General features: G+C 34.4%; 20 protein-coding genes and 1 other RNA gene. 12 read left to right on the top strand and 9 right to left on the bottom strand.

Annotation, left to right across the window (positions count from 1 at the left end):
• Positions 1-115: 115 nt before the first annotated feature.
• Together AC1DVP_RS06105 and fumC are read left to right on the top strand one after the other, a co-directional pair.
• Positions 116-2,827, top strand: a complete 2,712-nt coding sequence (locus AC1DVP_RS06105; protein ID WP_477182611.1) for a M16 family metallopeptidase — start codon at positions 116-118, stop codon at positions 2,825-2,827.
• 201 nt (positions 2,828-3,028) lie between these two features.
• Complete coding sequence (fumC, locus tag AC1DVP_RS06100; protein ID WP_477182610.1) at positions 3,029-4,414, top strand: class II fumarate hydratase; 1,386 nt, start codon at positions 3,029-3,031, stop codon at positions 4,412-4,414.
• A 301-nt stretch (positions 4,415-4,715) separates the two neighbouring features.
• Here the strand turns inward: fumC and AC1DVP_RS06095 are convergent, their stop codons facing one another.
• On the bottom strand, positions 4,716-5,918 hold the full coding sequence (locus tag AC1DVP_RS06095; protein WP_477182609.1) for an NAD(P)-dependent oxidoreductase: 1,203 nt from the start codon (positions 5,916-5,918) through the stop codon (positions 4,716-4,718).
• A 237-nt stretch (positions 5,919-6,155) separates the two neighbouring features.
• Between AC1DVP_RS06095 and AC1DVP_RS06090 the strand changes: the two genes are divergently transcribed.
• From AC1DVP_RS06090 to AC1DVP_RS06075, 4 genes are all read left to right on the top strand, one after another.
• Complete coding sequence (locus tag AC1DVP_RS06090; protein ID WP_477182608.1) at positions 6,156-7,370, top strand: serine hydrolase domain-containing protein; 1,215 nt, start codon at positions 6,156-6,158, stop codon at positions 7,368-7,370.
• Positions 7,371-7,506: 136 nt separating this feature from the next.
• Positions 7,507-7,903: a transfer-messenger RNA gene (gene ssrA / locus AC1DVP_RS06085) on the top strand.
• Positions 7,904-8,202: 299 nt separating this feature from the next.
• A complete protein-coding gene (locus AC1DVP_RS06080; protein ID WP_477182607.1) occupies positions 8,203-9,507 on the top strand; it encodes a site-specific integrase in 1,305 nt (434 codons plus the stop codon).
• Positions 9,508-10,067: 560 nt separating this feature from the next.
• Positions 10,068-10,460, top strand: coding sequence for a hypothetical protein (locus AC1DVP_RS06075; RefSeq protein ID WP_315152398.1), 393 nt, complete (start codon positions 10,068-10,070; stop codon positions 10,458-10,460).
• 2 nt (positions 10,461-10,462) lie between these two features.
• Here AC1DVP_RS06075 and AC1DVP_RS06070 read toward each other — a convergent pair whose 3' ends face one another.
• The 4 genes from AC1DVP_RS06070 to dinB all read right to left on the bottom strand — a co-directional run bounded on the left by AC1DVP_RS06070 (position 10,463) and on the right by dinB (position 16,211).
• Entirely contained in the window at positions 10,463-11,179 is a 717-nt protein-coding gene (locus tag AC1DVP_RS06070) for a S1/P1 nuclease (protein WP_477182606.1), read from the bottom strand.
• 54 nt (positions 11,180-11,233) lie between these two features.
• Positions 11,234-11,872, bottom strand: a complete 639-nt coding sequence (locus AC1DVP_RS06065) for an SOS response-associated peptidase (protein WP_477182605.1) — start codon at positions 11,870-11,872, stop codon at positions 11,234-11,236.
• A gap of 77 nt (positions 11,873-11,949) precedes the next feature.
• A complete protein-coding gene (locus AC1DVP_RS06060) occupies positions 11,950-15,003 on the bottom strand; it encodes a DNA polymerase III subunit alpha (protein ID WP_477182604.1) in 3,054 nt (1,017 codons plus the stop codon).
• An 8-nt stretch (positions 15,004-15,011) separates the two neighbouring features.
• Positions 15,012-16,211: a DNA polymerase IV gene (gene dinB, locus AC1DVP_RS06055; RefSeq protein ID WP_477182603.1), complete on the bottom strand. Its 1,200-nt coding sequence runs from the start codon at positions 16,209-16,211 to the stop codon at positions 15,012-15,014.
• Between the two features lie 99 nt (positions 16,212-16,310).
• Between dinB and AC1DVP_RS06050 the strand changes: the two genes are divergently transcribed.
• Positions 16,311-17,087 carry an XRE family transcriptional regulator gene (locus AC1DVP_RS06050; RefSeq protein ID WP_477182602.1) on the top strand — a complete coding sequence of 259 codons (777 nt, stop codon included), beginning with the start codon at positions 16,311-16,313 and terminating at the stop codon, positions 17,085-17,087.
• A gap of 8 nt (positions 17,088-17,095) precedes the next feature.
• On the opposite strand, the gene AC1DVP_RS06045 is transcribed toward AC1DVP_RS06050, so the two are convergent.
• Entirely contained in the window at positions 17,096-17,527 is a 432-nt protein-coding gene (locus tag AC1DVP_RS06045) for a DUF1810 domain-containing protein (RefSeq protein ID WP_477182601.1), read from the bottom strand.
• Positions 17,528-17,597: 70 nt separating this feature from the next.
• Positions 17,598-18,122, bottom strand: coding sequence for a hypothetical protein (locus AC1DVP_RS06040; protein ID WP_477182600.1), 525 nt, complete (start codon positions 18,120-18,122; stop codon positions 17,598-17,600).
• A 435-nt stretch (positions 18,123-18,557) separates the two neighbouring features.
• On the opposite strand from AC1DVP_RS06040, the gene AC1DVP_RS06035 reads away from it, so the two are divergent.
• From AC1DVP_RS06035 to AC1DVP_RS06015, 5 genes are all read left to right on the top strand, one after another.
• Entirely contained in the window at positions 18,558-19,736 is a 1,179-nt protein-coding gene (locus AC1DVP_RS06035) for an AAA family ATPase (protein ID WP_477182599.1), read from the top strand.
• An 11-nt stretch (positions 19,737-19,747) separates the two neighbouring features.
• Complete coding sequence (locus AC1DVP_RS06030; protein ID WP_477182598.1) at positions 19,748-22,222, top strand: S8 family peptidase; 2,475 nt, start codon at positions 19,748-19,750, stop codon at positions 22,220-22,222.
• 310 nt (positions 22,223-22,532) lie between these two features.
• The gene (locus tag AC1DVP_RS06025) at positions 22,533-23,228 is read left to right on the top strand and encodes a multiubiquitin domain-containing protein (protein WP_477182597.1); all 696 of its coding nucleotides are present in this window, start codon (positions 22,533-22,535) and stop codon (positions 23,226-23,228) included.
• On the top strand, positions 23,203-24,378 hold the full coding sequence (locus tag AC1DVP_RS06020) for a ThiF family adenylyltransferase (RefSeq protein WP_477182596.1): 1,176 nt from the start codon (positions 23,203-23,205) through the stop codon (positions 24,376-24,378). Before AC1DVP_RS06025 ends, AC1DVP_RS06020 begins: the two co-directional genes overlap by 26 nt.
• Positions 24,362-24,715: a ubiquitination-like system serine protease family protein gene (locus AC1DVP_RS06015; RefSeq protein WP_477182595.1), complete on the top strand. Its 354-nt coding sequence runs from the start codon at positions 24,362-24,364 to the stop codon at positions 24,713-24,715. Before AC1DVP_RS06020 ends, AC1DVP_RS06015 begins: the two co-directional genes overlap by 17 nt.
• Positions 24,716-24,758: 43 nt before the next feature.
• Here the strand turns inward: AC1DVP_RS06015 and AC1DVP_RS06010 are convergent, their stop codons facing one another.
• Together AC1DVP_RS06010 and AC1DVP_RS06005 are read right to left on the bottom strand one after the other, a co-directional pair.
• Positions 24,759-26,033 carry a putative phage abortive infection protein gene (locus AC1DVP_RS06010; protein WP_477182594.1) on the bottom strand — a complete coding sequence of 425 codons (1,275 nt, stop codon included), beginning with the start codon at positions 26,031-26,033 and terminating at the stop codon, positions 24,759-24,761.
• Entirely contained in the window at positions 26,033-26,938 is a 906-nt protein-coding gene (locus tag AC1DVP_RS06005; RefSeq protein ID WP_477182593.1) for a DUF5655 domain-containing protein, read from the bottom strand. The genes AC1DVP_RS06010 and AC1DVP_RS06005 overlap by 1 nt, the downstream gene beginning before the upstream one ends.
• Position 26,939: the final 1 nt, after the last annotated feature.

The raw sequence follows: 26,939 nt of genomic DNA, 5'->3' as shown, positions 1-26,939 counted from the left end.
CATCAACTTAAAGAATAAAGTTAGAAGCCTTCTTAAAATTTTCAAAACAAGTGATTATTCTTTCAAAAAAATACATATTTTTACAATATAAACTTACAACTAATTTATACGAAAAATGAAAAAACTTCTTTTTGCTCTTTCCTTTGTATCGTTTTTATCTACAAATTCCTACTCTCAAGAAGCTACTCTTGTCACTTCGGTAGAAGGTATCAAAGAGTATAGCTTGCCAAACGGGCTAAAGATTTTATTAATTCCAGATGCAGCGCAATCAAATGTAATTGTAAATATTGTTTACGGTGTAGGTTCCCGCCATGAAGGATATGGAGAATCGGGTATGGCACATTTATTAGAACACATGTTATTTAAACGTTCTTCCAAATTTACTGACATCAAAAAAACTATTGCTGACAAAGGCGCTCAAGCCAATGGAACAACCTATTATGACCGTACGAATTATTATGAAATTTTGCCGGCGACTGACGAAAATTTAAAATGGGCTCTAGACATGGAGTCCGATAGAATGATTACTTCTGCAATACTTCAATCGGATTTGGACAGTGAATTCAGTGTGGTTCGAAATGAATTTGAAATAGGTGAAAATGATCCGTCAGGAGTTCTAAATGATCGTATTCTTTCTACTGCTTATTTATGGCATAATTACGGAAAATCAACTATTGGAAGTAAAGAAGATATTGAGCGGGTTCCTGCAAATCGCCTAAAAGCATTTTATCAAAAATATTACCAGCCGAATAATGCTACACTTATAATTGGAGGAAAATTTGACGAGAAAAAAACACTTTCTTGGATTAAAGACTACTTTGCCCCTATTCCAAAATCAAAAAACGAGATTCCGCAAACATACACGGTAGAGCCAGCTCAGGATGGGGAACGCTTTGTTGAGCTAAAAAGAAACGGAGATATTCAATATGTTGGAATGGCATACCACACACCAAGTTATTCAGACAAAGAATATGCTGCCAACAGTGCTTTAATATCAATAATAACAAACAATCCTTCTGGTGCATTATACAAAGCGCTAATTGAGACTAAATTATCGACTAATGTTTATGGATACACGATAACATTAAAAGATCCCGCATTCAGTTATTTTGCCTGCGAAATTGCCAAAGACAAAGACATCAATACAGTTCAGAAAGCCTTTTTGGAAACCATGAATTCTGTTCCTCAAATGACTTTTACTGAAGAAGACCTTAAGCGTGCCAAAAATGAACTGCTAAAGCAATTCGAGAACACCTACAACAAAACCATCAATTTATCTGTTGCATTGACCGAATTTGTTGGAGCTGGAGATTGGCGTCTGTTTTTTATAGACAGAGACAACATAGAAGCTTTGACTGTTGCAGATATTCAAAATGCTGCCAAAAAATACTATTTACAAAGCAACAGAACATGGGGGCGTTTTATTCCTGAAACAACTAGCGAAAGAACCAAAGTAGCCGAAACTAAAGATATCACAGCTCTGGTAAAAGGATACAAAGGAAAAGCATTGGAAGCCAACACTGCTACTTTTGAAGCATCTGTAGCCAATATTATAAAATCTACTGAAGAAGGAAAATTAGCCTCAGGAGGAAAATATGCCCTATTAGAAAAACCTGCCAAGGGAAATAAAATTGAGGCTAGAATATTGTTGAGAATGGGAGATGAAAAATCATTAAGCCAAAAATCAATGATTGCCATGTTAACTGCTAATATGCTGAAACTTGGAACAAAAAACAGAACTAAAAAAGAAATCAACGACCAAATCGACCAGTACAAAATCAACCTTAGTTTCGGAGGTTCTGTAGATGGTTTGTATGTGAGAATCAGTACTGACAAAGCCAATTTAAGCAATGCTTTAAACTTAGTGCAGGACATTCTGAAAAATCCTTCTTTTGACGTTACTGAATTTGAGAAACTAAAACTGGAGACCAAAAACGGACTGGAAGCTAACCGTAATGAACCACAAGCTGTAGCTAATGAAGAGCTAACAAAACTTACCGCATTATATTCTAAAGCACATCCATATTACTCGGAGACAACAGATGAAAGCTTGGCAACACTAAGCAAAATTACAATTGAAGATATTAAAAACTTTTATGCTTCTTTTTATGGAGGTGCAAACAGTATTTCTTCTTTTGTTGGGGGAATTGACAAAACTGTCATAAAAAATTTCTTGAACAGCACTTTTGATAATTGGAATCCAAAGATTGCATACAAAAGAATTCCAACTCAATATTTTGATGTAAAATCAAATGATAAAACCATTCAGATTAATGATAAAACAAATGCTGTTTTACTTGGAAAAATCAATTTGAATATTGGAGAAAAAAGCCCTGATTATCCTGCTGTCTCTATGGCAAACGAATTGCTTGGAGGCGGAGCTTTCTTATCTTCCAGAATTCCGCAGCGTTTGCGCGAAACAGAAGGATTAAGCTACGGTGCCGGTTCATATTTGCAAGCGAATGCCATAGATCCTACTACCGATTGGGGAATTTATGCCTTTTACAATCCAACAATGAAAGATAAATTAACTTCTGCTTTAAATGAAGAAATTCAAAAAGCGATCAGCAAAGGATTTACCAAAGAAGAGTTTGATAATTCATTGAAATCATGGCTGCAAAACAGACAAACAATGTTAGGCACCGACGAATTTTTAGTTCGAGAACTAAGAGAGAACCTGGATTTAGGAAAAACATTCAAAGATTATGAAGATTTTGAAACTAAAGTTAAAAGCTTAGATGTGCAAAAAATCAATACTGCATTAGTTAAGTATTTTGATCCAAAAAAATTCGTAGTTGTAAATACAGGAGATTTCGTTAAAAAATAATTCTGGAAATTACTGAGAAACCAAGATTCTAAGTTCCTAAGTAAAATAAACAAGGCCTAGCTTATTAAATTACAAAAGGTATTGAGTTCGCTCAGTACCTTTTTTTATAGTTAAAACCGATTTTATAAATAAAAAAACAAGTAACTTTAATACAAATTATACAATAATACATTCTTTTTCAATTAATTAAAAACATACAAAATGAGCTTTAGAACCGAAAAAGACACTATGGGTGAAGTACAAGTTCCCTCCGACAGATATTGGGGAGCACAAACCGAACGTTCTCGAAATAATTTTAAGATTGGATCACCTGCATCCATGCCAAAAGCTATTATTGAGGGTTTTGCCTATCTCAAAAAAGCAGCTGCTTATACCAATTGTGAATTGGGTGTTTTATCAGCCCAGAAAAGGGATTATATTGCTTTGGTATGCGACGAAATTTTGAGAGGAAAACTTTCTGAGGAGTTTCCGCTGGTGATTTGGCAAACCGGTTCCGGTACGCAAAGCAATATGAATGTTAATGAAGTGATTGCTAATCGTTCTCAGGTTTTAAAAGGGCTAAATATTGCTGAAGACGAACCTTTTATCAAAGCCAATGATGATGTCAATAAATCACAATCCTCTAATGATACTTTTCCAACGGCTATGCACATTGCCGCTTACAAAACTGTAGTTGAAAACACTATCCCTAATATTGAAAAATTAAGAGATACACTTCAAAAAAAGGCTTCCAAATTTAAATCGGTGGTCAAAATAGGACGCACTCATTTGATGGATGCCACTCCCCTTACTTTGGGACAGGAAATTTCGGGTTATGCGGCGCAATTGGATTTTGGATTAAAAGCCGTTAAAAACACTTTACCTCACTTATCCGAAATCGCTTTGGGTGGTACAGCTGTAGGAACTGGTTTAAACACCCCTAAAGGATACGACATAAAGGTAGCCGAATATATTACTCAATTTACTGGACATCCTTTCGTGACTGCCTCCAATAAATTTGAAGCACTTGCTGCACATGATGCAATTGTAGAAACTCATGGTGCGCTGAAACAGCTAGCGGTTTCTTTGAACAAAATTGCCAATGATATTCGGATGCTGGCTTCGGGTCCTCGTTCTGGCATTGGCGAAATCCTAATTCCCGAAAATGAACCTGGTTCCTCCATTATGCCAGGAAAGGTAAACCCGACACAATGTGAAGCCCTTACGATGGTTTGTGCTCAGGTTATTGGGAATGACATGGCGATTACTGTTGGCGGCATGCAGGGTCAATATGAACTGAATGTTTTTAAACCGATGATGGCAGCCAACTTTTTACAATCGGCAGAATTGCTGGGTGATGCCTGCCATTCATTCGACATTCATTGTGCACAGGGAATTGAACCCAATTACAAACGCATTCAGGAATTGGTCAATAATTCCTTGATGCTGGTTACGGCCTTGAATACCAAAATCGGATATTATAAATCGGCAGAGATTGCACAGACCGCTCATAAAAATGGAACTACCCTTAAAGAAGAAGCAGTACGATTAGGCTATGTAACTCCCGAAGAATTTGATGAATGGGTGAAACCAGAGGATATGGTTTGATTTTAGACTGCAGGTTTCAGATTGCAGATTAAAGGATAGAGAAAACAGATTAAAGATTTTAGAGATGCGTGAGGGATAGAAATAAGCTACCGAAGTAGCATGGATAGCCCGACAGCATCCCGATAAATGGGCGAATATTTACAAAGAGAATTAGCACATTTATCGGGATGGTGGCACGCCAAAATGATTTTGAAAACAATAGACTGAAAAATACTAAAACCTGCAAATTATTGATCTACAGATTCTTGTTTTATATTCCCAACTTTGGAATTCGTTGTTTTATTTTTGAAATTTCAATTTTTTATTTTCCGTCAACATAATCCTGCAAATAGCTGAAACGTTCGGTGAGTTTACCATTTTCGGTCATTTTGGCTCTTTTAAGAATACCGTCTTTGTCGCCGTTAAAAAAGGCAGGAATAACATGTTCTGAAAACATTTCGCCAAAACCTTCACTGGCGTCTTTTGGCAATTCGCAAGGCAAATTATCGACAGCCATAACCACTATCGCAGCGGGATGAAAAACGTCTGTCTCTTTATTTTCACTTGGCAAATAACCGTACAAAGGCTCGGCAATTGTCGAGGAACGCAATGTGCAGGCGATAGGACCATTGACATCACAGGAAATATCGGCTACTATTTTTATCTTACAGTCGTTGGCTTGAAGCATCTCGCGGGTTAGAATCGCTGGAGCATCATTAGCATGAAAATGACCCGTGATATAGATATCGGAAACTTTCGTGAATCGTTCAAAATCAGAAACATATTCGGACGGATTATTGTGAAAATCGATAAAATCTAATATTTGTCCGTCTTTTCTTTTGTTATAATCCAAAACATCAATTTGTGTGTAAACGGCTTGAGTGAAATTTTTTGTCAAATAATTCTCAACCGAAACTTCTTTGATTTTCATCGCATCCAAAATTTCTTTGGCTCCATTCCCTACTTTTCCAGTTCCAGTCACCACAATTTTTATAGGTGGCAAAATCTGCCTTTTCAAATGGGCAATTAAGGCATCTTTGCCGGAAAGTGTCTCGGCTTTTGGCATTTTGAACAATTCAAATTTAATCCCGAAAGCGCGGAAAGCATTGTAAGTACCAACAAATCCAGCATATCGGCCAAAACCAATTAATCTTCGATTGTGAGAATCAATAATGGTTTCGTGGTCATACAGGTCTATATTTTTTTCTAAAACAGCCTGCAGCAATTTTCGGTTATGAGGCTGTTTTTTGATTGTATGCGAAAAAAAGAAATACGATTTATTAGGAATCAAATCGTCCACAGGAACTTCCTTTACACCAAAAAGCACATCACAATCACTGACATCATTGGTCACTTCAATTCCCATGTTTCGGTATTGAACATCAGTAAAAATACGGATGTCTGAACTTTCTACTTTTACAGTACAACTGGGATACAGCTGCTTAATTTTGGTTAATTCATTGGGAGAAAAAACAACTCTGCGGTCAGGTGGATTTTTTCTTTCTTTAATAATTCCGAATTTCATTTTGAATATTTTAAAAATATAACTTTACAAACAATATTTGTTACAAATATAACAATATTATTTACTTTTAATTTTTTTTATAAAACTTTTTCTCATCTAAAAAAACTTAATGCCATGATGATTAATAAACTATAAAAAACTCTTCTTTGCGGGTTCTTTAAAATAATCTCCATAAAGCAAAAAAAAACAAAAACAGAATCAGAGGATTATATATATTTGCTTTTTAGCACAAAAAAAATGAATTTTATAAAAAAGGCAAATATACTATATTTACTGCTCCCAATAGTAGTATTGACTTCCTGTAAAAAGGAATCCGCATCAGACGAAAAAACAGCAATAGAAATAAAAGATTCAGAACTGCCTAAAAATGTTTTGCCCAAAATGAAACCCATGGGTAAGGAAACACCTCTTACTGCAGATTATATCAAGGAAAAACAACTCAGAATCGATTCTTTTGTTAGAAAAAATTGGCCAAACAACAGTATGAACGGCGGTTTTCTTGTGGCTAAAAATGGTCAGATTATTTATGAGAAATACGAAGGTTATTCGAACTTAAGAGACAAAACACCTATAACAGATACGACTTCCATCCATATTGCATCGGTTAGTAAAGTTCTTACCGCAACAGCTGTTTTAAAATTAGTCAATGCCAAAAGAATTGATTTAGATCAAAAAGTAACTGATTTTTTGCCTGAATTTCCCTATCCGGAAGTTACCGTAAGGATGCTGCTTTGCCATAGAAGCGGTATGAGAAGCTATGCTTATTTTACCGATCGTGACAAAAGTGTTTGGGACAGACATAATACTTTGACCAATCAGGATATATTGACTATTATGGGTAGCAAAAACATCAAACTGGAGCAAAAAACTGGTACCCGATTTGCTTATTGCAATACAAATTATGCGATGCTGGCTTTGATTATTGAAAAAGTAACCAAGCTTTCCTATAGAGACGCGATGGCTCAAATGATTTTTAAGCCTCTGGGAATGACGCATACTTTTGTTTTAGATTTTGATAAAGACAAACACCATGTAGCACCATCTTATAAAGCCAACAGAGTCGAAATTGGAATTGATTATCTAGACAAAATTTATGGCGATAAAAACATCTACTCTACTCCTAGAGATTTATTAAAATTTGACAGAGCGAGAAATTCGCCGTCTTTCTTAGAACCCGAACTGCTTGCACAAGTATATACCGGATACAGCAACGAACATAAAGGAACCAAAAATTATGGATTGGGAATCCGAATGATCAATTGGGATAATGGCAAGAATTTTTATTTTCACAACGGCTGGTGGCATGGTTTTACTTCTTCCTATGTTACTTTGAAAGATGAGAATGTTACAATAATTGCTTTATCCAATAAATTCAACAGAAGTACTTATGCAGTTCGAAAACTGGCTGTTACATTTGGTGATTATCCATTTAAAGTCGAGGATGCTGAGTAAAATAAAATTATAGTTATTAAACATCAGACTGCAGAATTTGTAATTGCAATTGATTTTTGAAATTGACATTGATTTTTGAAATTCATGTCGTATCTTTGCAGTCTTATTTAAGATTCTGCAATCTAAAATAAAAAATGGGGTCGACTGGTTTTGACAGCAAGTCGAATTGAAAAGTAAGCACGTCGAGAACTGGGATAATTCTCGTAAATAAAAGGTCTCAAACATTTTACACGGCGAAGGAAACTACGCTCTTGCTGCATAATCTGAATCATAGTAAGATTAGCCTCGTCCTACCAGGTAGGAAAGCAGGATTCATCTCGAAAGCTTTGGTTTATAGCGGTCGATTAAGGTGAATCGTAAATTTAAACCTAGATTTCCGCAAGCTTCGGGCGGATTTTGAAACTAAAGAAGCTAAGCAAAGAGTGGTTGTTTCTGACCTAACTCCCCGTCGAAAATCTATTCAGAAAATAAGCGTGTAGAAAGCTCTTTAGTTGCTTGTTTGGACCCGGGTTCGATTCCCGGCGATTCCACTGGGATAGTTTAAAGCCAACTTTTCAAAGTTGTCAAAAACGCACAAAATGTCTCGAAAACCTTTAAAAGCCTGCAAATTTTTGAATTTGCAGGCTTTTTTATTTTTCCTGCAACTATCAAAATTTTCAAAAGTGCTCCAAATTTATATGGCAGTAGTGTGGCATTTTACTATTGAAATAAAAAGTGCCACAATTTTGCCAAAAAACACTTTTAAACTACTGATTTACAACATGTAAAGCAAGTTAACGACTTGACAAGAGAACGTCATAATTCTATATTTATTAATTTAAAAAATTGAATTATGTTAGAAAGCAGCTTTGGGCTATGTTTCTTTTTGAAAACACCCAAAAACAAATCAAGCATCAGATATATTTATCTGAGAGTAACAGTAGATGGCTTACCAAAAGAGACATCTACTAAAAGGAAATGGGACATTCAAAGGTGGGATCAAAAAACAGAAAGAGCAACGGGAAATAAAGAAGATGCCAGAGCCCTAAATCTTTTTTTGGATGCTATAACGACTAGAATCAACCAATTCAAGATGGATTTAATATACAACGAAAAATCGATTTCAGCGCAGCGGATTATTGATTTTGTACTGGGAAGGATAATTTCAAAAGCAATGCTTCTTGAAGAATTTCAAAAGCATAATGACGAAATGCTAGCGCTGGTTCCACAGGATTATGCTTTGGCAACACATAAACGGTATGAGACAGCAAGATTTCATGCAAGAGAATTTGTGAAATACAAATACACGACAGAAGATATTGAGTTCAGGGACTTAGACTATGATTTTATCATTAGCTATGAATTATATTTAAAAACCGTACGAAATTGTGTAAATAACTCCGCCTTGAAATATATTGCATGCATGAAAAAGGTCATAAATAGAGCAATTGATAAAGATATAATTGTACAGGATCCTTTCAGAGCGTTTAAGCGAAAAATGACAAAAACCGTCAAAAGACCGCTAACCGCGACTGAATTGCGCACGCTCGAACTTGTCAGTATTACAACCACAAGACTCGAAACTGTTCGCGACATCTTCGTCTTTCAGTGCTATACTGGTCTGGCTTATATAGATGCTTACCAACTTCGGAAGACAGATATAAAAACAGGTATAGATGGAATGCAATGGATAATGTCCGAAAGACAAAAGACAGGTTCGGTGACCAATGTTCCATTACTTCCCAAAGCTCTCCAAATAATCGAAAAGTACAAAGAACATCCGCTCTGTCTTTCAAGAAGTGCTGTCCTGCCAGTCGCATCTAATCAAAAAATGAATGCATATCTTAAAGAAATAGCCGATCTCTGTGGGTTTACATGCGAATTGAACACTCATAAGGCCAGACGTACTTTTGGTAGCACAGTTACTCTTAATAATGATGTGCCTATCTCCGTCGTAAAAGAGATGCTGGGGCACCAGTCAATCCGCCAGACTGAGTCGTATGCAATTACTACAGAGCAAACAATTGGACGCGAGATGACTAACTTGGGAAGCAAACTGAGTAACGTTGACCCTACTATTCCTGATGAAGCAATGTCTATGATATCTAAGTTGGAAAAAGAATTACAAAAACTAAAGGAACAATTTGGAATGAAATAAACTCAAAACACCAACCGTAGCACACTCTCCGGTTGGTGTTTTATTGGTTAGAAAAAATCATCAAACAGACCACGTCCTTCCAGTTTTAATTGACTACTACAAATTAATAACCAATCTAGAAAAGAGCGCTTTTCAACTCACCTTTCTACACATTTATGGCAGTTTAAATTTGATTATCCAATAATCGGCTTCTAGTCTTTATCTGAAACTTTAATTATTTAAATGAATACTATCCAAAATATTTATTATGTTTTCGATAGTTTTTCTACTCATTTATACAACCCCATTAATCCGTCAGTATTTTTTATTTGTATACGATCATTGAACAATTCATTCTTAATGCGACCACTCATGGCATAATTAGCCTGTGTACTATCTATGACGAGGAATTACAGCGAACTCCCAGACCCTGACTGTAACATGTTCGGTTATGCAAATTTATGATTAGCGTGGATGTGCCCAATTGACTCTAATAGAATTGGAAAAAGTGAAAGGAATGAATTAAATTTATATTTTAAATCATAAAAGCTGTAATTTAATTGCCTAAAAATCACTTTAGAATGGAATTAAATTTTGACGAATTTGCCTTGACGATTAAGGCTAACGATTTGGAAGTTCCTTATCATTTAAAAGACGAACCGTTGTTTTTGACCGTACGGACTCATTTGATTGATCTATTGCGAAATGAAGAAACTGAAATTTTCTATTTTGGCTTTGCACCCGACAATACCGCTGATAATCAAGATGAATTATTAACTGATGGTGTGTTTTATAGAATTATTGGTTATGAAAAGAATTTAGGTGTTGATTTGGAAAGTAGTCCTGCAGCAATTTTGAAAGCGTTTCATTATTTGGTCAGTAATTACCAACCAAAATGGACTACAATCTTTGAAGAACAAGGCATTACCAAAAAAGAAATTACCATAGAGTTATTGTTCCAGGATGTATTTTAAAATTATTTAAAAATATCCTTTAAAACACTAGATAATCTAATCCCAGCATCAAGAATCTGTTCCTGAATAATTAAGTAATTTTCGTCAATATATGCATCATTAACGGTATGCCCATTAGTGTTATTGATGGTTCCTAGATAACTACGGGATTGATTTGCCCAAGAAATAATATCAATCTTCTCGATTTTTGAAAATTCTGTCTTAGTGTATTTTTTGGAATTTAAACACTGTTGCAAAGTCAATCCTTTGTATTCAATGATACCACTATCATAAAGTGAATGTAGGTTTGTTCCTTTATTATTGAAGTAGATTTGAAATTTATTCCCCCCAAGGTCTTCACCGTAACCTACGTGCAAAGGTTGGTGCAAGTCACCAACCAAATGAAAAAGTATGCAGATTTTTGTTTTTACTTCTTCTTTTGAAAGTGATTTATAGTTCTTTAAATCCTTGATGGTTTGCTGTAATGCACCAATGATATTTTTCCCATCATTATACACTACATTTTGACCTTTCTCTACATTGGTGTAATGCAAAGACTTAAGATAATCATAACTATGATCATTTTTAATATCATCCATCCAAGTTGCTGCATCTTCAATTGTCATACCATCGAGATATTGTAATACTATTTTTTTAGTGTTTGCATCTAAATAATTGAAAGCTACTTCTGCGACTAAAGCATGTCCTTTTTTACCCCAAGCAAAGGATTGTAAAGGCATTGAAATCGTTATTATAACAAGAAGAGAAAATAAAAAGTTTTTCATTTTAAGGCTTTAAAAAAGTGATTGTTGAGAGTCTAAATTATTGGCAACTAAATTAACTGAATAGGGCAAGGCAAATTCTTCGTAGGGATAATGTTCTAACCATTTTTTTTCATCTTCGGGTTTCAGGATGATTGGCATTCTCTTTTTGATGTTGTGAATTTCTGCCATTAATTCGTTGGCTTCGGTAGTTACAATTGTGTATGTATTTTTTATTGCGCCTATTGTTTCATCAGTCCAGTGGGAATATAAACCTGCGAAAGCAAATAAATCATGATTGCCAATACCAATTTCGTATTTCGATTTGTTTTTTCCTTTTGAATCGTGCCAATGCCAATCATAAAAACCATTGGCTATAATTAAGCACCGTTTGTTAACTATGTCACGAAACGACGGTTTTTCCTCTAGAGTTTCAATTCTTGCATTTAGATTATTTAATCGCATGCTATCATCCTGAGCCCAAAAAGGTATTAAACCCCAATTGTAGTGTAGAATTTCTGTTGGGTTTTCATCAATAATTATTGGCGTTTTAGGAGAATCGAATCCGTTAAAATGAGATGAAGGTTTGAATTCATGCAAGTCTTTTATTTTTGCTTTAAAGCGAGACTCAACTTCAAATTCTAATTTAGTTTGTTCAGTATGATAACACATTTTTAATAATTAAAAATTAGTAACAATTAACAAATTTAGTGCTAATTATTGATAATGAAGTTTGCTCTTTATAAATTTTACAAACTCATACTGTGTCGTGGTAAATTAATTTCATGAGCTTGCGGATATGGTTCTCTGTCTGTTCCACTAATATCTTCCTTTATTTGTTGTTGGGTTTTATATTGATCTTTGGTATCCATGTATCGAGGGTCCGGGATAAATGGCATCTTTGCCATTTTTGAAATCGTAACTGTTGGAAAATGATAATCTACTTCTACAGTTCCTAATAAGAGATAGCAACCACCACCTAGAAATGGGTATTGTAATAGATTATCTGGAAAATGAACTGTATCAAAATATGTACCATCATTATCTATCCAAGTGCCGAAATACATATTTCCTTTGATGGTAGGTACTTGTTTTCTCGAAATGAGATAGGCTAACATTTTGACTTGTTTTTTATGGTGTAGTATTAAATCTTTTGCCATAATATCTCCACGATGTTTCGTTTGAAGTAATTCAAAAACACTGCATGATACGGGAAAGCTCAATAGTTCAATTTCATCATACGCATCTTCAAAAAGTGAACGTTCCAAATTAGGAAGTTTAAATTCTTTAATCGGTTCTTGTATCAGCATCAAATTTTTATTCTCCGGTTTTAAATTATTCAGTAATAAACTAGCAATTACTAAAAGTTGGTTCTTCGTTTGATGGGTAAACCTAAAAGCACCAATAAATATTAAGGTTTTAATACTTTCAATTCCCATTGGAATTCGATTTATAAAATCTTCTAAAGAAATAAAATTTCCGTTTTTTTCTCTGTCGGATTGAATGAACAAAACCATTTTACTATCTAAACTAAGAACATGCATAAAACCTAAGTAGACATCAGTACCGTAGAGAATTGTTTCGAAATTGCTTTTGTTAACACAAGGATTATGAATTGTTGCTCCTGCCATTCTTGCTTCATGCACATACACTTCAGTACGGTAAAAGCCACCTTGATTGTTAATTACAGCCACCATGAATTCTACAGGATAGTAGACTTTTAAATATAAACTTTGATAGCTTTCAACCGCATAAGATGCTGAATGTGCTTTGCAAAATGAATACCCAGCAAATGATTCAATCTGGCGATATATTTCTTCGCTAAGGTTAGCTGGATGCCCTTTCTGAGCGCATGAGGTAAAGAAATTATCTTTTACTTTTTGCAAGGCTGCGAGAGAACGTCCTTTTCCAGACATGGCACGTCTTAAAATATCTCCGTCGGCTGCTGGTAAACCACCATAGTGTAAAGCAATTTTGATTACATCTTCTTGGTACACCATAATTCCATAGGTTTCGCCCAATTGTTGCTTGAAAACATCGTGGAAATACTCAAACTTAGATGGGTTGTTGTGGCGAAAAATATACTCCTTCATCATTCCGGATTTCGCTACTCCTGGTCGAATGATTGAAGAAGCTGCTACTAATGTTTTATAATTATCACATTTGAGTCTTCTTAATAAACCACGCATTGCCGGACTTTCGATATAAAAACATCCAATCGTTTTGCCTTGAGATAAATAATTATTGGCTAGTGCTTCATTTTTTGATATTGACGTATCACGGATATTCACTCGAATACCTCTGTTTTTTTCAATCAACTTAACTGTATCGTCAATATGGCCAATTCCTCTTTGGCTTAAAATATCGAATTTTTCAAAACCAATATCTTCAGCGACATGCATATCAAAAAGTACAATTGGAAATCCTTTAGGAGGCATTTCAAGTGGTGTATAATTTGTAATAGGCTCTTCGGAAATTATGATGCCGCAGGAATGCATACTTCGTTGATTGGGGTATTTCTCCAGCATCATTCCATATTCTTGAACAAACTTTACAATGTTGTTCTTATCATGAAGTTTCATTGGATTTTTAGCCAACATGTCTAATTCTTCTTTTGGGAGTCCGAATACTTTACCCACTTCCCTGAATATAGAACGGTATTTGAATTCGACATTTGTACCACAAAAAGCCACATTTTCTTTGCCATAGCGATTGAAGATGTATTCCAGTATAACATCCCGTTCTTTCCAACTCCAATCAATATCAAAATCAGGTGGGCTTTTTCGATTTTCATTTAGAAACCGTTCAAAATACAGATCCAGTTCCAGAGGACATATATCAGTAATTCCTAAGCAATAGGCAATGATACTATTGGCACCGCTTCCACGTCCAATGTGCATGAAACCACGGCTATTGCTATAGCGAATAATATCCCAGGTTATTAGAAAATAGCCGCTGAATTCTAATTGGTCAATAACCTTGAGTTCTTTTGCAACTCTTGCTTTTGCATCTGTATTTTTTTTTCCATAACGCCATAACATGCCCTGTTGGGCCAAGGAGGTCAATAATGCAATATCGCTTTGTCGATTGTTGGTATAGTATTTTTTATTTCTAGGTGTATTGAATTCAAATTTAAAATTGCATTGATCAATTATTTGTTCTGTATTGGCAATAATTTCGGGATATTCATTATAAACAGCCAAAAGTTCCTCTAAAGGTTTTAGTACTTCAGTGGTTTTACAATAATCTGTTTCTGTTAGTTTGGAAAGAATAATATTGGAATCAATTGCCCTTAAAATTTTATGAAGATTGAATTCTTTTTTGGTTCTAAAAGTTACTGGTTGCAATACCACCATTTTGGCTATTTTACTTTTAAGTTCCAAAGAAAAAAGTTTGGGTAATTCTTCGGGGCGAATACCAATGTATTCATACTCCTGTAGCGTTACTGGTGCATTTTCTACAGTGTAGATTATAAAAACAGAGTCAAATACAGGTGCTTGCTGAGGTAATGGTTCACCGCTGAAATTATGAGCCGTTAAAAATCGATTCATTTCTGCCAATCCGTTAGCATTTTTAGCCAAACCGATGTAATGCATTTTATTTTCAGAATAGAATTCTATGCCTACTAGCGGTTTTATTCCAACGATTTCACATCCTTTTATAAAATCATAAATTCCAGTTACCGTGTTGATATCAGTGAGTGCCATTGCTTTTACACCACAAGTAACGGCTTGCTCTATAAGATCATTAAGTGGGATTGTACCATATCGTAAAGAATGAAATGAATGACAGTTGAGGTACATGGGAAAGTTTATTTAATTGTATATGGTTTTTGAATACGTTTTAAAATTTCGTCTTTGTTATTAGGTTTAAATGATGCACCTGCACAACGCATTACAGCATCAAAGCCGTATCGGCTTTTCATTTTATCCATAGCTTCATAGAGGGCTAACATTTCTTGCGTATCTTCAAAAATGTCGATTTGGTATGTTCCTCTCACAAGTCCACTAAAACGAATTCCAATTAATCGTAATCTCATACGACGTTGGTACAATTTGTCGAAAAGTTCAATTACATTTTTAGTGAGTAAATGATCTGCTGAGGTATAGGCAATTTTGCATTGCTTGGTTTCGGTATCAAAATTGGAGTAGCGAATTTTAACTACAATAGTTGAAGTTAGCCATTTTTCTGAACGCAGTTGAAAAGCGAGTTTTTCGACCATTCCCATTAAGATTGATTTTAATTTTATTAAATCAATCGTGTCTTGAGAAAAAGTATGTTCGGTAGAAATTGATTTTCTTTCGGTGTATGGCTCTACAGGATTGTTATCTATACCATTGGCTTTTTTCCAAATATCTACACCATTCTTGCCAATCATTTGCTGTAGGGCATCCGCTGGCATTTCAGATAGAGTTTGGATGGTGCGAATGCCTATTCTTGATAAAAGCCTAAATGCTACATCACCCACCATAGGGATTTTTTGAATAGATAAAGGATTTAAAAATGCTTTTACCAAGTGTTCCGGTATTTCTAGATTTTGTTTTTGTTTTCCTTCTCCTGTACCAATTTTTGAAACTGTTTTATTAACGGATAACGCAAAAGTTAAGGGTAAACCTGTTTCTTTTGTAATGGTTCTAGCGAGTTCATCAGTCCATTTGTAACTGCCATAAAATTTATCCATTCCGGTAATATCTAAGTAAAACTCATCAATACTTGCTTTCTCTACAACTGGGGCTTTTTCCTGAATAATTTCGGTAATAGTATGCGAGAATTTCGAGTATAATTCCATATCACCTTTCATTACTTTGGCTTGCGGACAAAGTTTTAAAGCCATATTTATTGGCATTGCTGAACGAACACCAAAACGGCGTGCTTCATAGGAACATGAAGCTACAACCCCACGGTCACCACCACCAATAATAAGTGGAATACCCTCCAATTGTGAGTTTATTAGTCTTTCGCATGATACGAAAAATGTATTCATATCCATATGTACTATTGAGCGTGTCATATTAACTTTTTATTTTGGAGTGTAAATTTATTCTGCAAAATTAGGATGAATACACACAATTATTTATATATTTGTTGTGACAAATACGCACATTAACTTATGTCATTATTTTCGGATAATATAAAATACCTTCGAATCAAGAGCGATGTGTCGCAACAAACTGTTGCAGATGCAGTGGCCATTCCGCGACCTAGATATGCCAAGTATGAGGATGGCAAAAACTTTCCCCCACCAGAAACATTGCTGGCATTATCGAGATATTTGAAGATGAGTATTGATTTACTGCTTTCCGTAGATGTGCGCAAGATCCCGTTAGGAGATTTAATAAAACTGGAAAACAATCGAATTTTGCTACCTATCACAGTTGATGACAAAGGCAATAACAGGATAGAGGTTGTTACTGAAAAAGCAAAGGCAGGATATCTTAGCGGCTATTCGGATCCCGAATATATTGAAAACCTGCAGCAAATTTCTTTACCTTTCTTAGGACTAGGAAAACATAGAGGATTTCCAGTTGAAGGCGATTCGATGCCACCGCATGAGGAAGGTTCTATTATTGTTGGTCGCTATCTTGAAAAGATAGGGGAAGTACAGGACGGCAAAACTTATATACTGATTACTAAAAACCAAGGGGTAGTTTATAAGCGTTTGAATAAAAATAAAAAAAATGCTTTGGTTCTGGAATCTGACAATCGCTTTTATCCGAATTTTGAAGTTAAATATTCTGAAATTCTCGAAATATGGGAATTCCAATGTAATATTGGTCGAACTGATAAGAAAGAATCACTAACTGATATTGAAAGTTTAAGAGAAATTATATTAGAATTGAAAAGAGATATTTCAGACATTAAGGAAAAAACTATAACAAAAACTTAATTGCAAATTCAGATTTTTGATTTCAAAATTGAAATGGTCTTTTCGTCTATTTCTCCCTGGTAAAATTTATTCAAAACAGATTTAAAAACGGAATCGGTATTTGGAAGTACACTAAAAAGAGTCATACACGATTTCAACTTTTTAGTGTCTGGTTTACCCATGATTTCAAGAGCTGTTTTATTTTCAATTTTGAGTAATTCTTTTGAAATTTCAATTAAACGTTGCCCCAAAATAGGATGTTTTAAAAAAGATATTGCTTCTGGTATGTCTTTAATGGCATAAAAAATATTATAGTCTGTAAATCCTAAACCTACTATTTGAGGGAATACATACCACATCCAATGCGACTGCTTTTGACCAAGTTTGATTTCTGCCAATGCCTGAGGATAGGTGTTTTGTTGAGCTTCTAGAAATCGGCTTAGATTAGAGGGAGTTGCCATACTGATTTTATTTATGATTCTCTAATACTTACGAAAAGGTTGGTATTTATATTTAGACTGTGAAATATTCTTAAAGGACTACTTCAAAAAAAGCAGTTTCCTTTTGGACTTGTTTCAAGTAGGCTTCCATTGTAGTGTTTTCTGGAATGGCCAATTCCGGTGTAAACGTATCTTTTATAATATACACTTTGTCAGCACCCAACTTTTGAAATTCTTCAAAAATTCTTGAATAAACAGAGTCACTTACAAAACCATTATCATTAAAAATGTTAAGTGCATAATTGTATTGTTCCTCCCAAGCAGGCATAAACTCTATAAAATCACCATAGATTACTTTAGCTTCTTCGCCGAGTTCTAGGACAAAATTGGAATTTGAATTTTCCTTATTTCGTAAATCGTATAAAGTGGACATTATGCCGTTTTCTTTTACCTCAACAGTCCCTAAAGCAACATAATGATGTTTACCATTTTCATTTTGATACTGGCCATATTCGATATTACAATCTAGACGATTTGCAATGTCATTGGCTAAGTTCTCTAATGTTGAGCAATCTAAGTTGTGCTTACTGATGATTTTGGCTTCATCTTCTTCCATTGTATCATTGTATTTTTATGATTTACAAAATTACGGAAGACAAGTATCAATTGATGTTAAATGATGTGAAATAGTTGTTAACGAGAAGGGGAAATTATTGCTGCGAGATCTCCCGACCTCACCGAATTGAAAATTTCTTTTGAAAACCTAACTGGACTTTATATTATGTAAACTTTAAAAATCCATCAATATTTAATTTAACCATATGCTTTTTTGAAAACAAATCTCTTTTAGAAAGTCTCCTTTATTTAAGGAAAAAGAAAATTATACTTTTTAATGTATTAAAAATCAACTATAAATACATTTTATTATCTTTTTTCGGAAACAGATTATTCTTTTTTGGAAATAAATTTCTACTATTTGGAAATAAAAACCTATTTAATAGAAATAAAGTTCTTATATTTGCACATATAATATTAACAACTAGCTTCAAACATGATAAAATATTTTAGTATAATTCAAGCTTTATGCAGGTCTGCTCTTGCAAACCCAAACGAGGCTATCATACATCAAGTTGGGAGACTAAAAGATAGCCTAGAAAAGGATGGACACACCAAAGAGGCTAAATCTTTAGAAGGATTATTGTCTTCTTCACGATCTAATATTGACATGTCACCAAGTAAAATCCAAAAATCGTTTGTTGTAAACAATGGAGAAGAGTTAACGGCTAAAACATCAATTCCGGTTGACAAAGAAACTTCTACTCCGTTAGCAGAAATTTTTTTTCCAGTGGATTTACCAAATGAGGTGCCTTTATTTGATGGAAATATTCAATTAGCAATTCAGTCTATTGTAAATGAATGGATGAAGTTTGATCAACTTTTAGAGATTGATGCTACACCTGCAAGCTCGTGTTTAATTTACGGTGCACCAGGAACTGGAAAAACGCATTTAGCTAAATGGATCGCTAAACAGATAGGTTTACCTGTAGTTTTAGCTAGATTGGAAGGGCTGATGTCATCTTACCTAGGGACAACTTCACGTAACATAGGTAATCTATTTACCTTTGCTAATAGGTATAAGTGCGTGCTGTTGCTTGATGAGTTTGATGCAATTGCGAAGTTGCGTAATGATCCGCAAGAGGTCGGTGAAGTAAAACGGGTTGTGAATACTTTATTACAAAGTTTAGACTCACGACATGAAAAAGGTTTTACTATTGGGGTGACTAATCATGAAAGTCTTTTAGATCCTGCTATTTGGAGAAGATTTGACATACAAGTTGAAATTCCAAACCCATCCCCAGAGGTAATGATTCATTTACTTAAAAAATTCATTTATCCATTAGAATTTAATGAGAGTGAAGTCAGATTCCTAGCGTGGTGTCTAGAAGGTTCATCAGGCGCAGATGCTGAAACACTGTCTAAGTGGCTAAAGAGAGCATTTGTTTTAGAAAAGAAAAGCAATATTGTTAATGTCATGAAGCAATTTGCGTTACTTAACTCTGGAAGAGTAAATATAAATAAAAGAAATATAATGTTGCATAGTGATGAAGATTTCATAAGTATGCTATTAAGCGATAGAATTTATTTGTTTAAACAAAAAGACATAGCTTCATTATTTGGAATAACCCCCTCCTCTTTAAGTAAACAATTATCAAAATTCAAAGATTTATAAAAATATAAGTTATGGCAAACAGTCCTATTCAAATAGTTTTAAATACCAATGATTTTATAGAAGCATTGGATAACAAAGGCGGAGGCCCTTCTAAGGACTTTTTTGCTGAAAATGATATTGAATTTGTGAAACATCGAGACAATTTGCAAAATCAATTGAGTGAAATTAGAAGCATGCAATTGGTTAGTAGTTTTGCAAAGGTTTCATATGCAAAGGTTACTTTAAAGCAAGCTGCTTTAGCCAAAAGTCATCGCCCAACTTCGCAAATCTTTACAAGAGATATTGCTCCAGTAGTAGGTGCGGGAGATTTAGGAGAATTGTTCATTGAACTGACGCCGGAAAATATAGACAAAATAAACGATAAAGTTGGACAAGCAGAATCAGAAACACGATATAAAGAAATAAAAGGAAAAAACAAACCTAATCCATCAAGGCTTAGAAGCGAAATAGGAGTTATTAAAAAGATTGCTCCATATACCGAAAGTGATAAGAGAAACTTTTCTGTAAACGAAGCTATAGAATGGCTTTCAATCCCGCAAACTGGTGGTTCCTATATGGTTGAATTATTTGAAGCTCCACCAGCAAGACAGGATTGGGATTTGTTGAGTGGGTATAAATTTGATTTATTTGAAAGTTTTTTTGGTGGCTTAGAAAATGTTGGTAATGGTCTATTTGTTTCTAGGATTACTAAGAATTCAACTGTATTTGGAATTAAATTAGAAAAAAGTAACTCATTACCAGTTATACAATTGTTTCCATCGTCATCATCCAGCAGCAAATCTGGTGAAAGAAAAATTATTGATTTTGACGTAGAAAAACATAGTGAGTTACTTGATTTTTTAGGAAAACACCCACTTGTAAAGAAAGTTACATTACCACCTGTTGTTACTCAAAGTGAGTCAATAGGAACCACAAAAAAAGGAATGAGTTTTACTGTACAGTCTCCTAATGATGAAAACCAATATCCAAAAATATGCGTGGTAGATGGAGGCGTTTCAGATATCTACGGAGATTGGATTGAAGATCGTTGGGGACTAATTAGTTCATCCGATAAAGATGAAAACCATGGAACATTTATAGCTGGCATAGCAATAATCGGACAAACACTCAATGGAAAAGCAATTTGCCAAGAGATTGATGGCTGTAAAATTATTGATCTTGATATTTTGCCTCGCGCTGGCAGTTACGAATTATATTATTCAAAGCCCTTAGAGTTTTTCAATGAATTAGAAACGGCAGTTCAAGAACTTAAGGCAAGGACTGGCGTTAGAATTTTTAATTTTAGTTTAAATATTGAAGAACATGCATCTACTGCAGGTTATAGCATTCCTGCTCAAATTTTAGATAAAATAGCTGAGGAAAACGATGTTATTTTTGTTATCTCTGCAGGCAACACGCATCCAATGGATATGAGAAAGGAGTGGCCATCTGATAATTTTGACGCATTAAAAATCCTTGCTTCATCAAGAAATGATGCCATTAAAAAGCCAGCTGAAAGTTGTCGTAATATTAGTGTATCAGCGGTCAATCCCCCCCATATGAGCGGAGTAGTTCCTTATGCGTTGAGCAATTATAGCTGTAGAGGGCCTGGCCTTAGAATCGGCCTCAAACCTGATTTTGGTCACGTAGGTGGAGCAGGAACAAAGCACCCTACATTAGGTCACGGTTTGCTTTCTTTGGATGCTGGCGGTAAAATAATTGACGGCTGTGGCACTAGCTATGCTGCTCCAAACGTAGCAAAAACTTTAGCAAGCCTTGATCATTCTATTGAAGGCAATGTTTCAAGAGAAACATTAATAGCCCTTGGTATTCATCATGCTGAATTGCCAGAATCTTTAAATGATAAAAGTTTGCGAAATGTAACTAAGCATTTGGTCGGCTTTGGAATACCTAGCTCTTCGGACGGAATATTGAATGGTAATCCTTCAGCTATCACATTGGTTTTCGCAAATCGAGTTATAAATAGACACAAAATGAGTTTTAAATTTTCGTGGCCTTCAAGTCTTGTACGAGATGGTAAATGTTTTGGTCATGCTAAACTTACTGTCGTTAGTACTCCTGGGTTCGATTACAAATATGGATCGGAATTTGTTAGGGTAAATGTTGATGCTGCATTACGTCAAATGCAAAAAAATGGAAATTATTTAGGTCGACTAAATGCTATTTACACACCAGAAGAAGGTAATGGTAGTCTATATGAAAAAGATCAAATTGAGCATTCCTTTAAGTGGAGTCCAGTAAAGGTATATGAAAAGACCTTCCCACGTGGAGTAGGCCCAACAACCGAGTGGAGCTTGGATGTGGAGTATTTGACCAGAGATGGTGTTGCAATGCCTCGTGCAGGCGTCCCCTTTACAGCCATATTAACAATTTCAGATCCTAATAATGAAAAACCTGTTTTCAATGACATGAGACAAATGCTTCAGTCATTAGGAGTGCAAGCAGTTGACATAAAAACAGCTGCTCGTGTAGTACCAAGGGTATAAATATAGAATTTAATAACGAATGTATTATTAGTCATGTTTTACAATATTAACAATTAAAAATGCGCCGATAAATAAAAAAAACCCAATCGAACTTGGCGGTACGGATTGGGTTGTTAGGGAATAAGTTTTTCGACGACTTTCAAATACTTAGGCTTATCACCTGAGTATCCCTTTGTTTTGTTGTGTAAATCTAATACGTTTTTTGGTAAAAACAAATTTTTAGCAACAAAAACCGCTTGAAACACACTACTCCGAGAGTTTTTTAAGGATATGGAGTGTTAAATAATTTTAAATTTAAAACGTATTCATCATGAACACAAATGAAAACGGTCAAGATGACCAAAAAGAAAGACCTTTCTTAATATTGATTATTGAAGGCAAAAAGTTTGAATGGTTTGAGCAGTATATTACTGGGCAACAATTGAAGGAATTAAGAGGTCTGCCTCTTGATAGTGAATTATACTTAGATATAGTAGAGCCTTGGAAGGATGATGCTATTTTGAATGATGAAGTTGTTGACTTAGCAAGATCGGGTATTGAGCAATTCTATATCAAACAAAAATTAAAGTACTCCATCGACGGGAAAAACTTTGAAACGGATAAGCAGTATATTAAGGGCTCTCAGATTAGAAACCAAGGAAACATCTCCGAAGATTCCCAAATATTTTTGGATAATAAAGAACCATACGAAGATGATTTAATTGAAGACGATGAAGTTGTTGACTTGGCCAGACCAGGTAAAGAGAAATTTTATTCAAAAGAAAAACCTTTTTCAATAGAACTTATTGTTAACCTGAAGCCAAAACCTTGGACTGAAAAGACCATTAGTTTTGAGCAAGTTATTGCATTAGCATATGGCAATTATGATTCAAATCCCGGAAAAGGTTATACGGTTACTTACGATAGAGGACCGCACCAAAATCCAGAAGGAACAATGGTAAAAGGGCAATCAGTATTTGTTAAAAATAAAATGATATTCAATGTCAAACAAACTGATAAATCGTAGTAAAGACTTAAAACGTCTGCGAGATGAAGGTTATGAAATTGAGGTAAGAGGTGGACATTTAATTGTCCACCACATACCTTATGTTAATAGTAACCGAGAGGTAAAAATAGGCAAGCTTATTTCTACTCTTCTGATGAGTAATGATGTTACCTTGAAACCGGATAATCATGTTATCAATTTTATGGGGGAACATCCATGTAACAACGATGGTAGTATTATAACTGCTATTCAACACGTTGTTGTTAATCAACAATTGTTTAATGACATTATTTTGAATCACTCCTTTTCAAACAAACCGCCAAACGGTTATGATAATTATTATGACAAAGTAACACGGTATGTTGAATTGATAATTGCTCCTGCAAAATCGATTGATCCAAAAGTTACCGCAACAACGTTTAGAGTCATTGAATGCAGTGAAGAAGAATCGGTGTTTCGATATTTAGATATGAATTCTAGCAGGGCGAATATTAATTTTATAAATGAAAAATTTAAAGGCCAACGGATAGGGATTATTGGATTGGGGGGTACCGGATCTTATATTTTAGATCAAGTAGCCAAAACTCATGTAGATGAAATACTCCTGTTTGACAATGATGAATTTTTGCTACACAATGCTTTTAGAGCACCTGGCGCACCAACTATTGAAAAAATGAATGAGCAACGAATGAAAGTAGATTATTTTGCTTCTATTTATTCTAATATGCGGAGAGGGATTGTCCCATACGCAGAAAAGATTACCGAACAAAACATTGAACTACTTAAAGGATTATCATTTGTGTTTATTTGTATTGACAGCAACAGTTCAAGAGGTATGATTATTTCGCATCTTAAAAAATTTCAGATTCCATTTATTGATGTTGGTCTTGGCGTTGAAATTGTCGGGGATAGCCTTGCTGCCATTTTAAGAGCAACACTTGGCACTCCTTTAAAAAATGACCATATAAGCGATAGGATTGGCTCCATAGATACAGATGATGACGAATATTCCACCAATATTCAAATTGCCGATCTTAATGCGATGAATGCTTTAATGGCTGTTTTGAAGTGGAAAAAGCACAATGGTTTTTATAAGGATTTAAAAGAAGAGCATCACACAACCTACACAGTAAATACTGGTCAATTATTAAATGATGATTATACAACATAAATTTATTGAATATGTACCAGATGTTTTAGAGGATGGTGTCCTTTATATCTCTGTAGAGTATTGTTCGGCGATACACAAGTGTGTTTGCGGTTGTGGGAATCAGGTAGTGACGCCGCTTTCTCCCACTGACTGGCAACTTACTTTTGATGGAAAAAGTGTTTCACTAAGTCCTTCTATTGGCAACTGGAATTTTGATTGCAAGTCTCATTACTGGATCAGGAAAAATAAAATTGTTTTTGCCAGAATATGGACTGATGAAGAAATCAAAGAAGGTAGAGAAAAGGATGAAAAAATGAAGAAGAAATACTTCTACAACAGTAAAAAAAAGAAAAAGTGATTCTTTTGGCAAAGAAAAACAGGCTGTAAAAAGCCTGTTTTTCTTATGCTTTACTTTTAATCTCAATTAATTGAAATAATAAATCTTCGTCTTTTCTATTCGCCTCATACCTAAAACTTTGAAAATCTTCATTAAATATATCATCTAATTTAAAATCATCCAACAGCATTTGCGATGGTATATTGTGAATCATTCGATAATCGGTAAAAAAGAAATTTCCGATTTTACTTTTTCTATTTTGGACATTTTTTTCTTCCCATTGCGAACCAAAGTCAGCTAACCAATTATAATATAAAAGTATTTGTTCATGGCTAGATAACACAGAACGTAAAACCCTTAGATAATCACGTTTTTGTTCGTACGAAATAAGGTTTTCATTTTGTTTAACCACATATTTAACCGTTTGAAACAAATGTCTATAATAATGGCCTAAAATTGACAGGTGTCCTGAAAACGGTTTGTAATTAAAACTTAACCAAAGACTTTTTGTTAAAAGCCCTTCAGTTAAAACACTCCCTGTTGTATAGTATAAATGGTGTTCTTTGATTCCCGACTCTAGGTGAGATTTTCTTTTTGATTCTAATTCTTCAACAAAATCATCTAAAACCAAATCCAAAAATCCTGTAGCATCATTTTGTTTATAACTATTAATGCTTTTTTTGTAAAAACTAATACCATTAAAAAAAACAAAATAAGAGTGATCAAAAATAAATTTTTTCAATAAAGTATTGACTTGTTCTTTTTGTGGTGGTGATAAAAGATTGAAACGAAACATAAAAACTTTTGTTCCTATTAAATGAATAGCTTCGAATTCTTTCAGCATTGTAACAAACACTTTTTTTCCTGAAGTAATTTTTTTTTCTTTTGAATCAAGTTTAGCACTCTTGTCTTTACCAGCTGGATAGGTAGTAAATTCATATCCTTCAATTTGCATTTCGTTTAAATTGTCTCTATGTAGTCGTAACATCTCATAAAATTGACTTTCAAACTGTTGGATTTTAAATTGATCTTGAACTTGTTTATTGGCTTCATATTGGGCATAAAATGCAAAGCCCGCAGCAAAAACCGCAAAAACCGCTATAAGTGGATTAAGAATTCCCCCTATATAATCACCGTATGGACCAATTTTGCTATAATCTTTTGCGTTATCCAAAACATCAATTGAATGTATTGTAGTGAAAAAGAGCAGAACTAAAAAGGACAATAAAAGAATAAGTGCTGCAATTAATAGTTTACTATATGTTTTAAAAAACAGACTCCTTCCTAAAATGATTGACACTAAGATGATTGCTAAAAAAATGATTGCTACTAATGCCATTATAAAGCCTGTTTGATTAAACTCATGATGTACTCTAAATTTTGGGTGTCAGAAATAGATAATTCATAATCACCATTACCATAATGACCCTTTGAGGAAGCATCAATAGTTAAATTTTTGGAATCATCAAGCGTTCCTTTTTTCATGTTAATCCAAAAGATGAGGTTCTTTTGTTGAATGCGTATATCTACAATATTGTTCTTTAATTTGAAAGCGACATACATTTTTTTAGGAACAACTTCAATATCTGGTGATAATTGCAGAATTGCATTTTTGAAGGTTTCATACAATTCAATTATATCATCGCTTTTACCAGTGATATGATCTTCCTCAGTATAGATTTTGATTTCTTGAGTTACTTTGCTGATTTCGGAATTATCATTGTTTTGTACCTGTTTTATACTAGGGGCCGATTTTGATTTTTTGATTGGGTTAATTACAAGCACATCATTTTCAAACTGCTTGATTTCCCATAATTCAATGGATAAATCTTTGAAATTTGAAGATTGTTTTTGGAAATCGGTGAAAGAAGGGGACACGAATATGATTCGGCTTTGTGACCAATCGACATCCGTACGCTTTAGGTTTCCTTTTTGAGATTCGTTGTATTCCACAATAAAATCAGCTTTGTATTCGAGCATTAAGTTGAGGTAGGAAACGCCTTGGTCAATAACACTATAATTTTGGCTGCGCTTGTACTCGATAATTACAAAAGCATTGCTTTCTTCGTCAAATGCTAGAGTATCAATTCGGTTGTTTTTGATAGTAAACTCCGACTTAATAAATTGCAAATTAGTTAGTGCAGTCAAATTAGCTTCAAACAAGTTTTGTATTTCTTTTTCAAGCTTAAATGGTTTTTCTTTTAAGCTGTTTACTTGGTTATTTTGGTTTTTGTATAGGTACATT

This window comes from Flavobacterium sp. P3_A6 (assembly GCF_056403035.1).
This window is presented reverse-complemented; position numbering and strand designations above follow the sequence as displayed.

Excerpts from the sequence above, each read along its gene's own strand:
- AC1DVP_RS06105 (WP_477182611.1), top strand. The coding sequence starts at position 116 with ATGAAAAAACTTCTTTTTGCTCTTTCCTTTGTATCGTTTTTATCTACA.
- fumC (WP_477182610.1), top strand. The coding sequence starts at position 3,029 with ATGAGCTTTAGAACCGAAAAAGACACTATGGGTGAAGTACAAGTTCCC.
- AC1DVP_RS06095 (WP_477182609.1), bottom strand. The coding sequence starts at position 5,918 with ATGAAATTCGGAATTATTAAAGAAAGAAAAAATCCACCTGACCGCAGA.
- AC1DVP_RS06090 (WP_477182608.1), top strand. The coding sequence starts at position 6,156 with ATGAATTTTATAAAAAAGGCAAATATACTATATTTACTGCTCCCAATA.
- AC1DVP_RS06080 (WP_477182607.1), top strand. The coding sequence starts at position 8,203 with ATGTTAGAAAGCAGCTTTGGGCTATGTTTCTTTTTGAAAACACCCAAA.
- AC1DVP_RS06075 (WP_315152398.1), top strand. The coding sequence starts at position 10,068 with ATGGAATTAAATTTTGACGAATTTGCCTTGACGATTAAGGCTAACGAT.
- AC1DVP_RS06070 (WP_477182606.1), bottom strand. The coding sequence starts at position 11,179 with ATGCCTTTACAATCCTTTGCTTGGGGTAAAAAAGGACATGCTTTAGTC.
- AC1DVP_RS06065 (WP_477182605.1), bottom strand. The coding sequence starts at position 11,872 with ATGTGTTATCATACTGAACAAACTAAATTAGAATTTGAAGTTGAGTCT.
- AC1DVP_RS06060 (WP_477182604.1), bottom strand. The coding sequence starts at position 15,003 with ATGTACCTCAACTGTCATTCATTTCATTCTTTACGATATGGTACAATC.
- dinB (WP_477182603.1), bottom strand. The coding sequence starts at position 16,211 with ATGACACGCTCAATAGTACATATGGATATGAATACATTTTTCGTATCA.
- AC1DVP_RS06050 (WP_477182602.1), top strand. The coding sequence starts at position 16,311 with ATGTCATTATTTTCGGATAATATAAAATACCTTCGAATCAAGAGCGAT.
- AC1DVP_RS06045 (WP_477182601.1), bottom strand. The coding sequence starts at position 17,527 with ATGGCAACTCCCTCTAATCTAAGCCGATTTCTAGAAGCTCAACAAAAC.
- AC1DVP_RS06040 (WP_477182600.1), bottom strand. The coding sequence starts at position 18,122 with ATGGAAGAAGATGAAGCCAAAATCATCAGTAAGCACAACTTAGATTGC.
- AC1DVP_RS06035 (WP_477182599.1), top strand. The coding sequence starts at position 18,558 with ATGATAAAATATTTTAGTATAATTCAAGCTTTATGCAGGTCTGCTCTT.
- AC1DVP_RS06030 (WP_477182598.1), top strand. The coding sequence starts at position 19,748 with ATGGCAAACAGTCCTATTCAAATAGTTTTAAATACCAATGATTTTATA.
- AC1DVP_RS06025 (WP_477182597.1), top strand. The coding sequence starts at position 22,533 with ATGAACACAAATGAAAACGGTCAAGATGACCAAAAAGAAAGACCTTTC.
- AC1DVP_RS06020 (WP_477182596.1), top strand. The coding sequence starts at position 23,203 with ATGTCAAACAAACTGATAAATCGTAGTAAAGACTTAAAACGTCTGCGA.
- AC1DVP_RS06015 (WP_477182595.1), top strand. The coding sequence starts at position 24,362 with ATGATTATACAACATAAATTTATTGAATATGTACCAGATGTTTTAGAG.
- AC1DVP_RS06010 (WP_477182594.1), bottom strand. The coding sequence starts at position 26,033 with ATGGCATTAGTAGCAATCATTTTTTTAGCAATCATCTTAGTGTCAATC.
- AC1DVP_RS06005 (WP_477182593.1), bottom strand. The coding sequence starts at position 26,938 with ATGTACCTATACAAAAACCAAAATAACCAAGTAAACAGCTTAAAAGAA.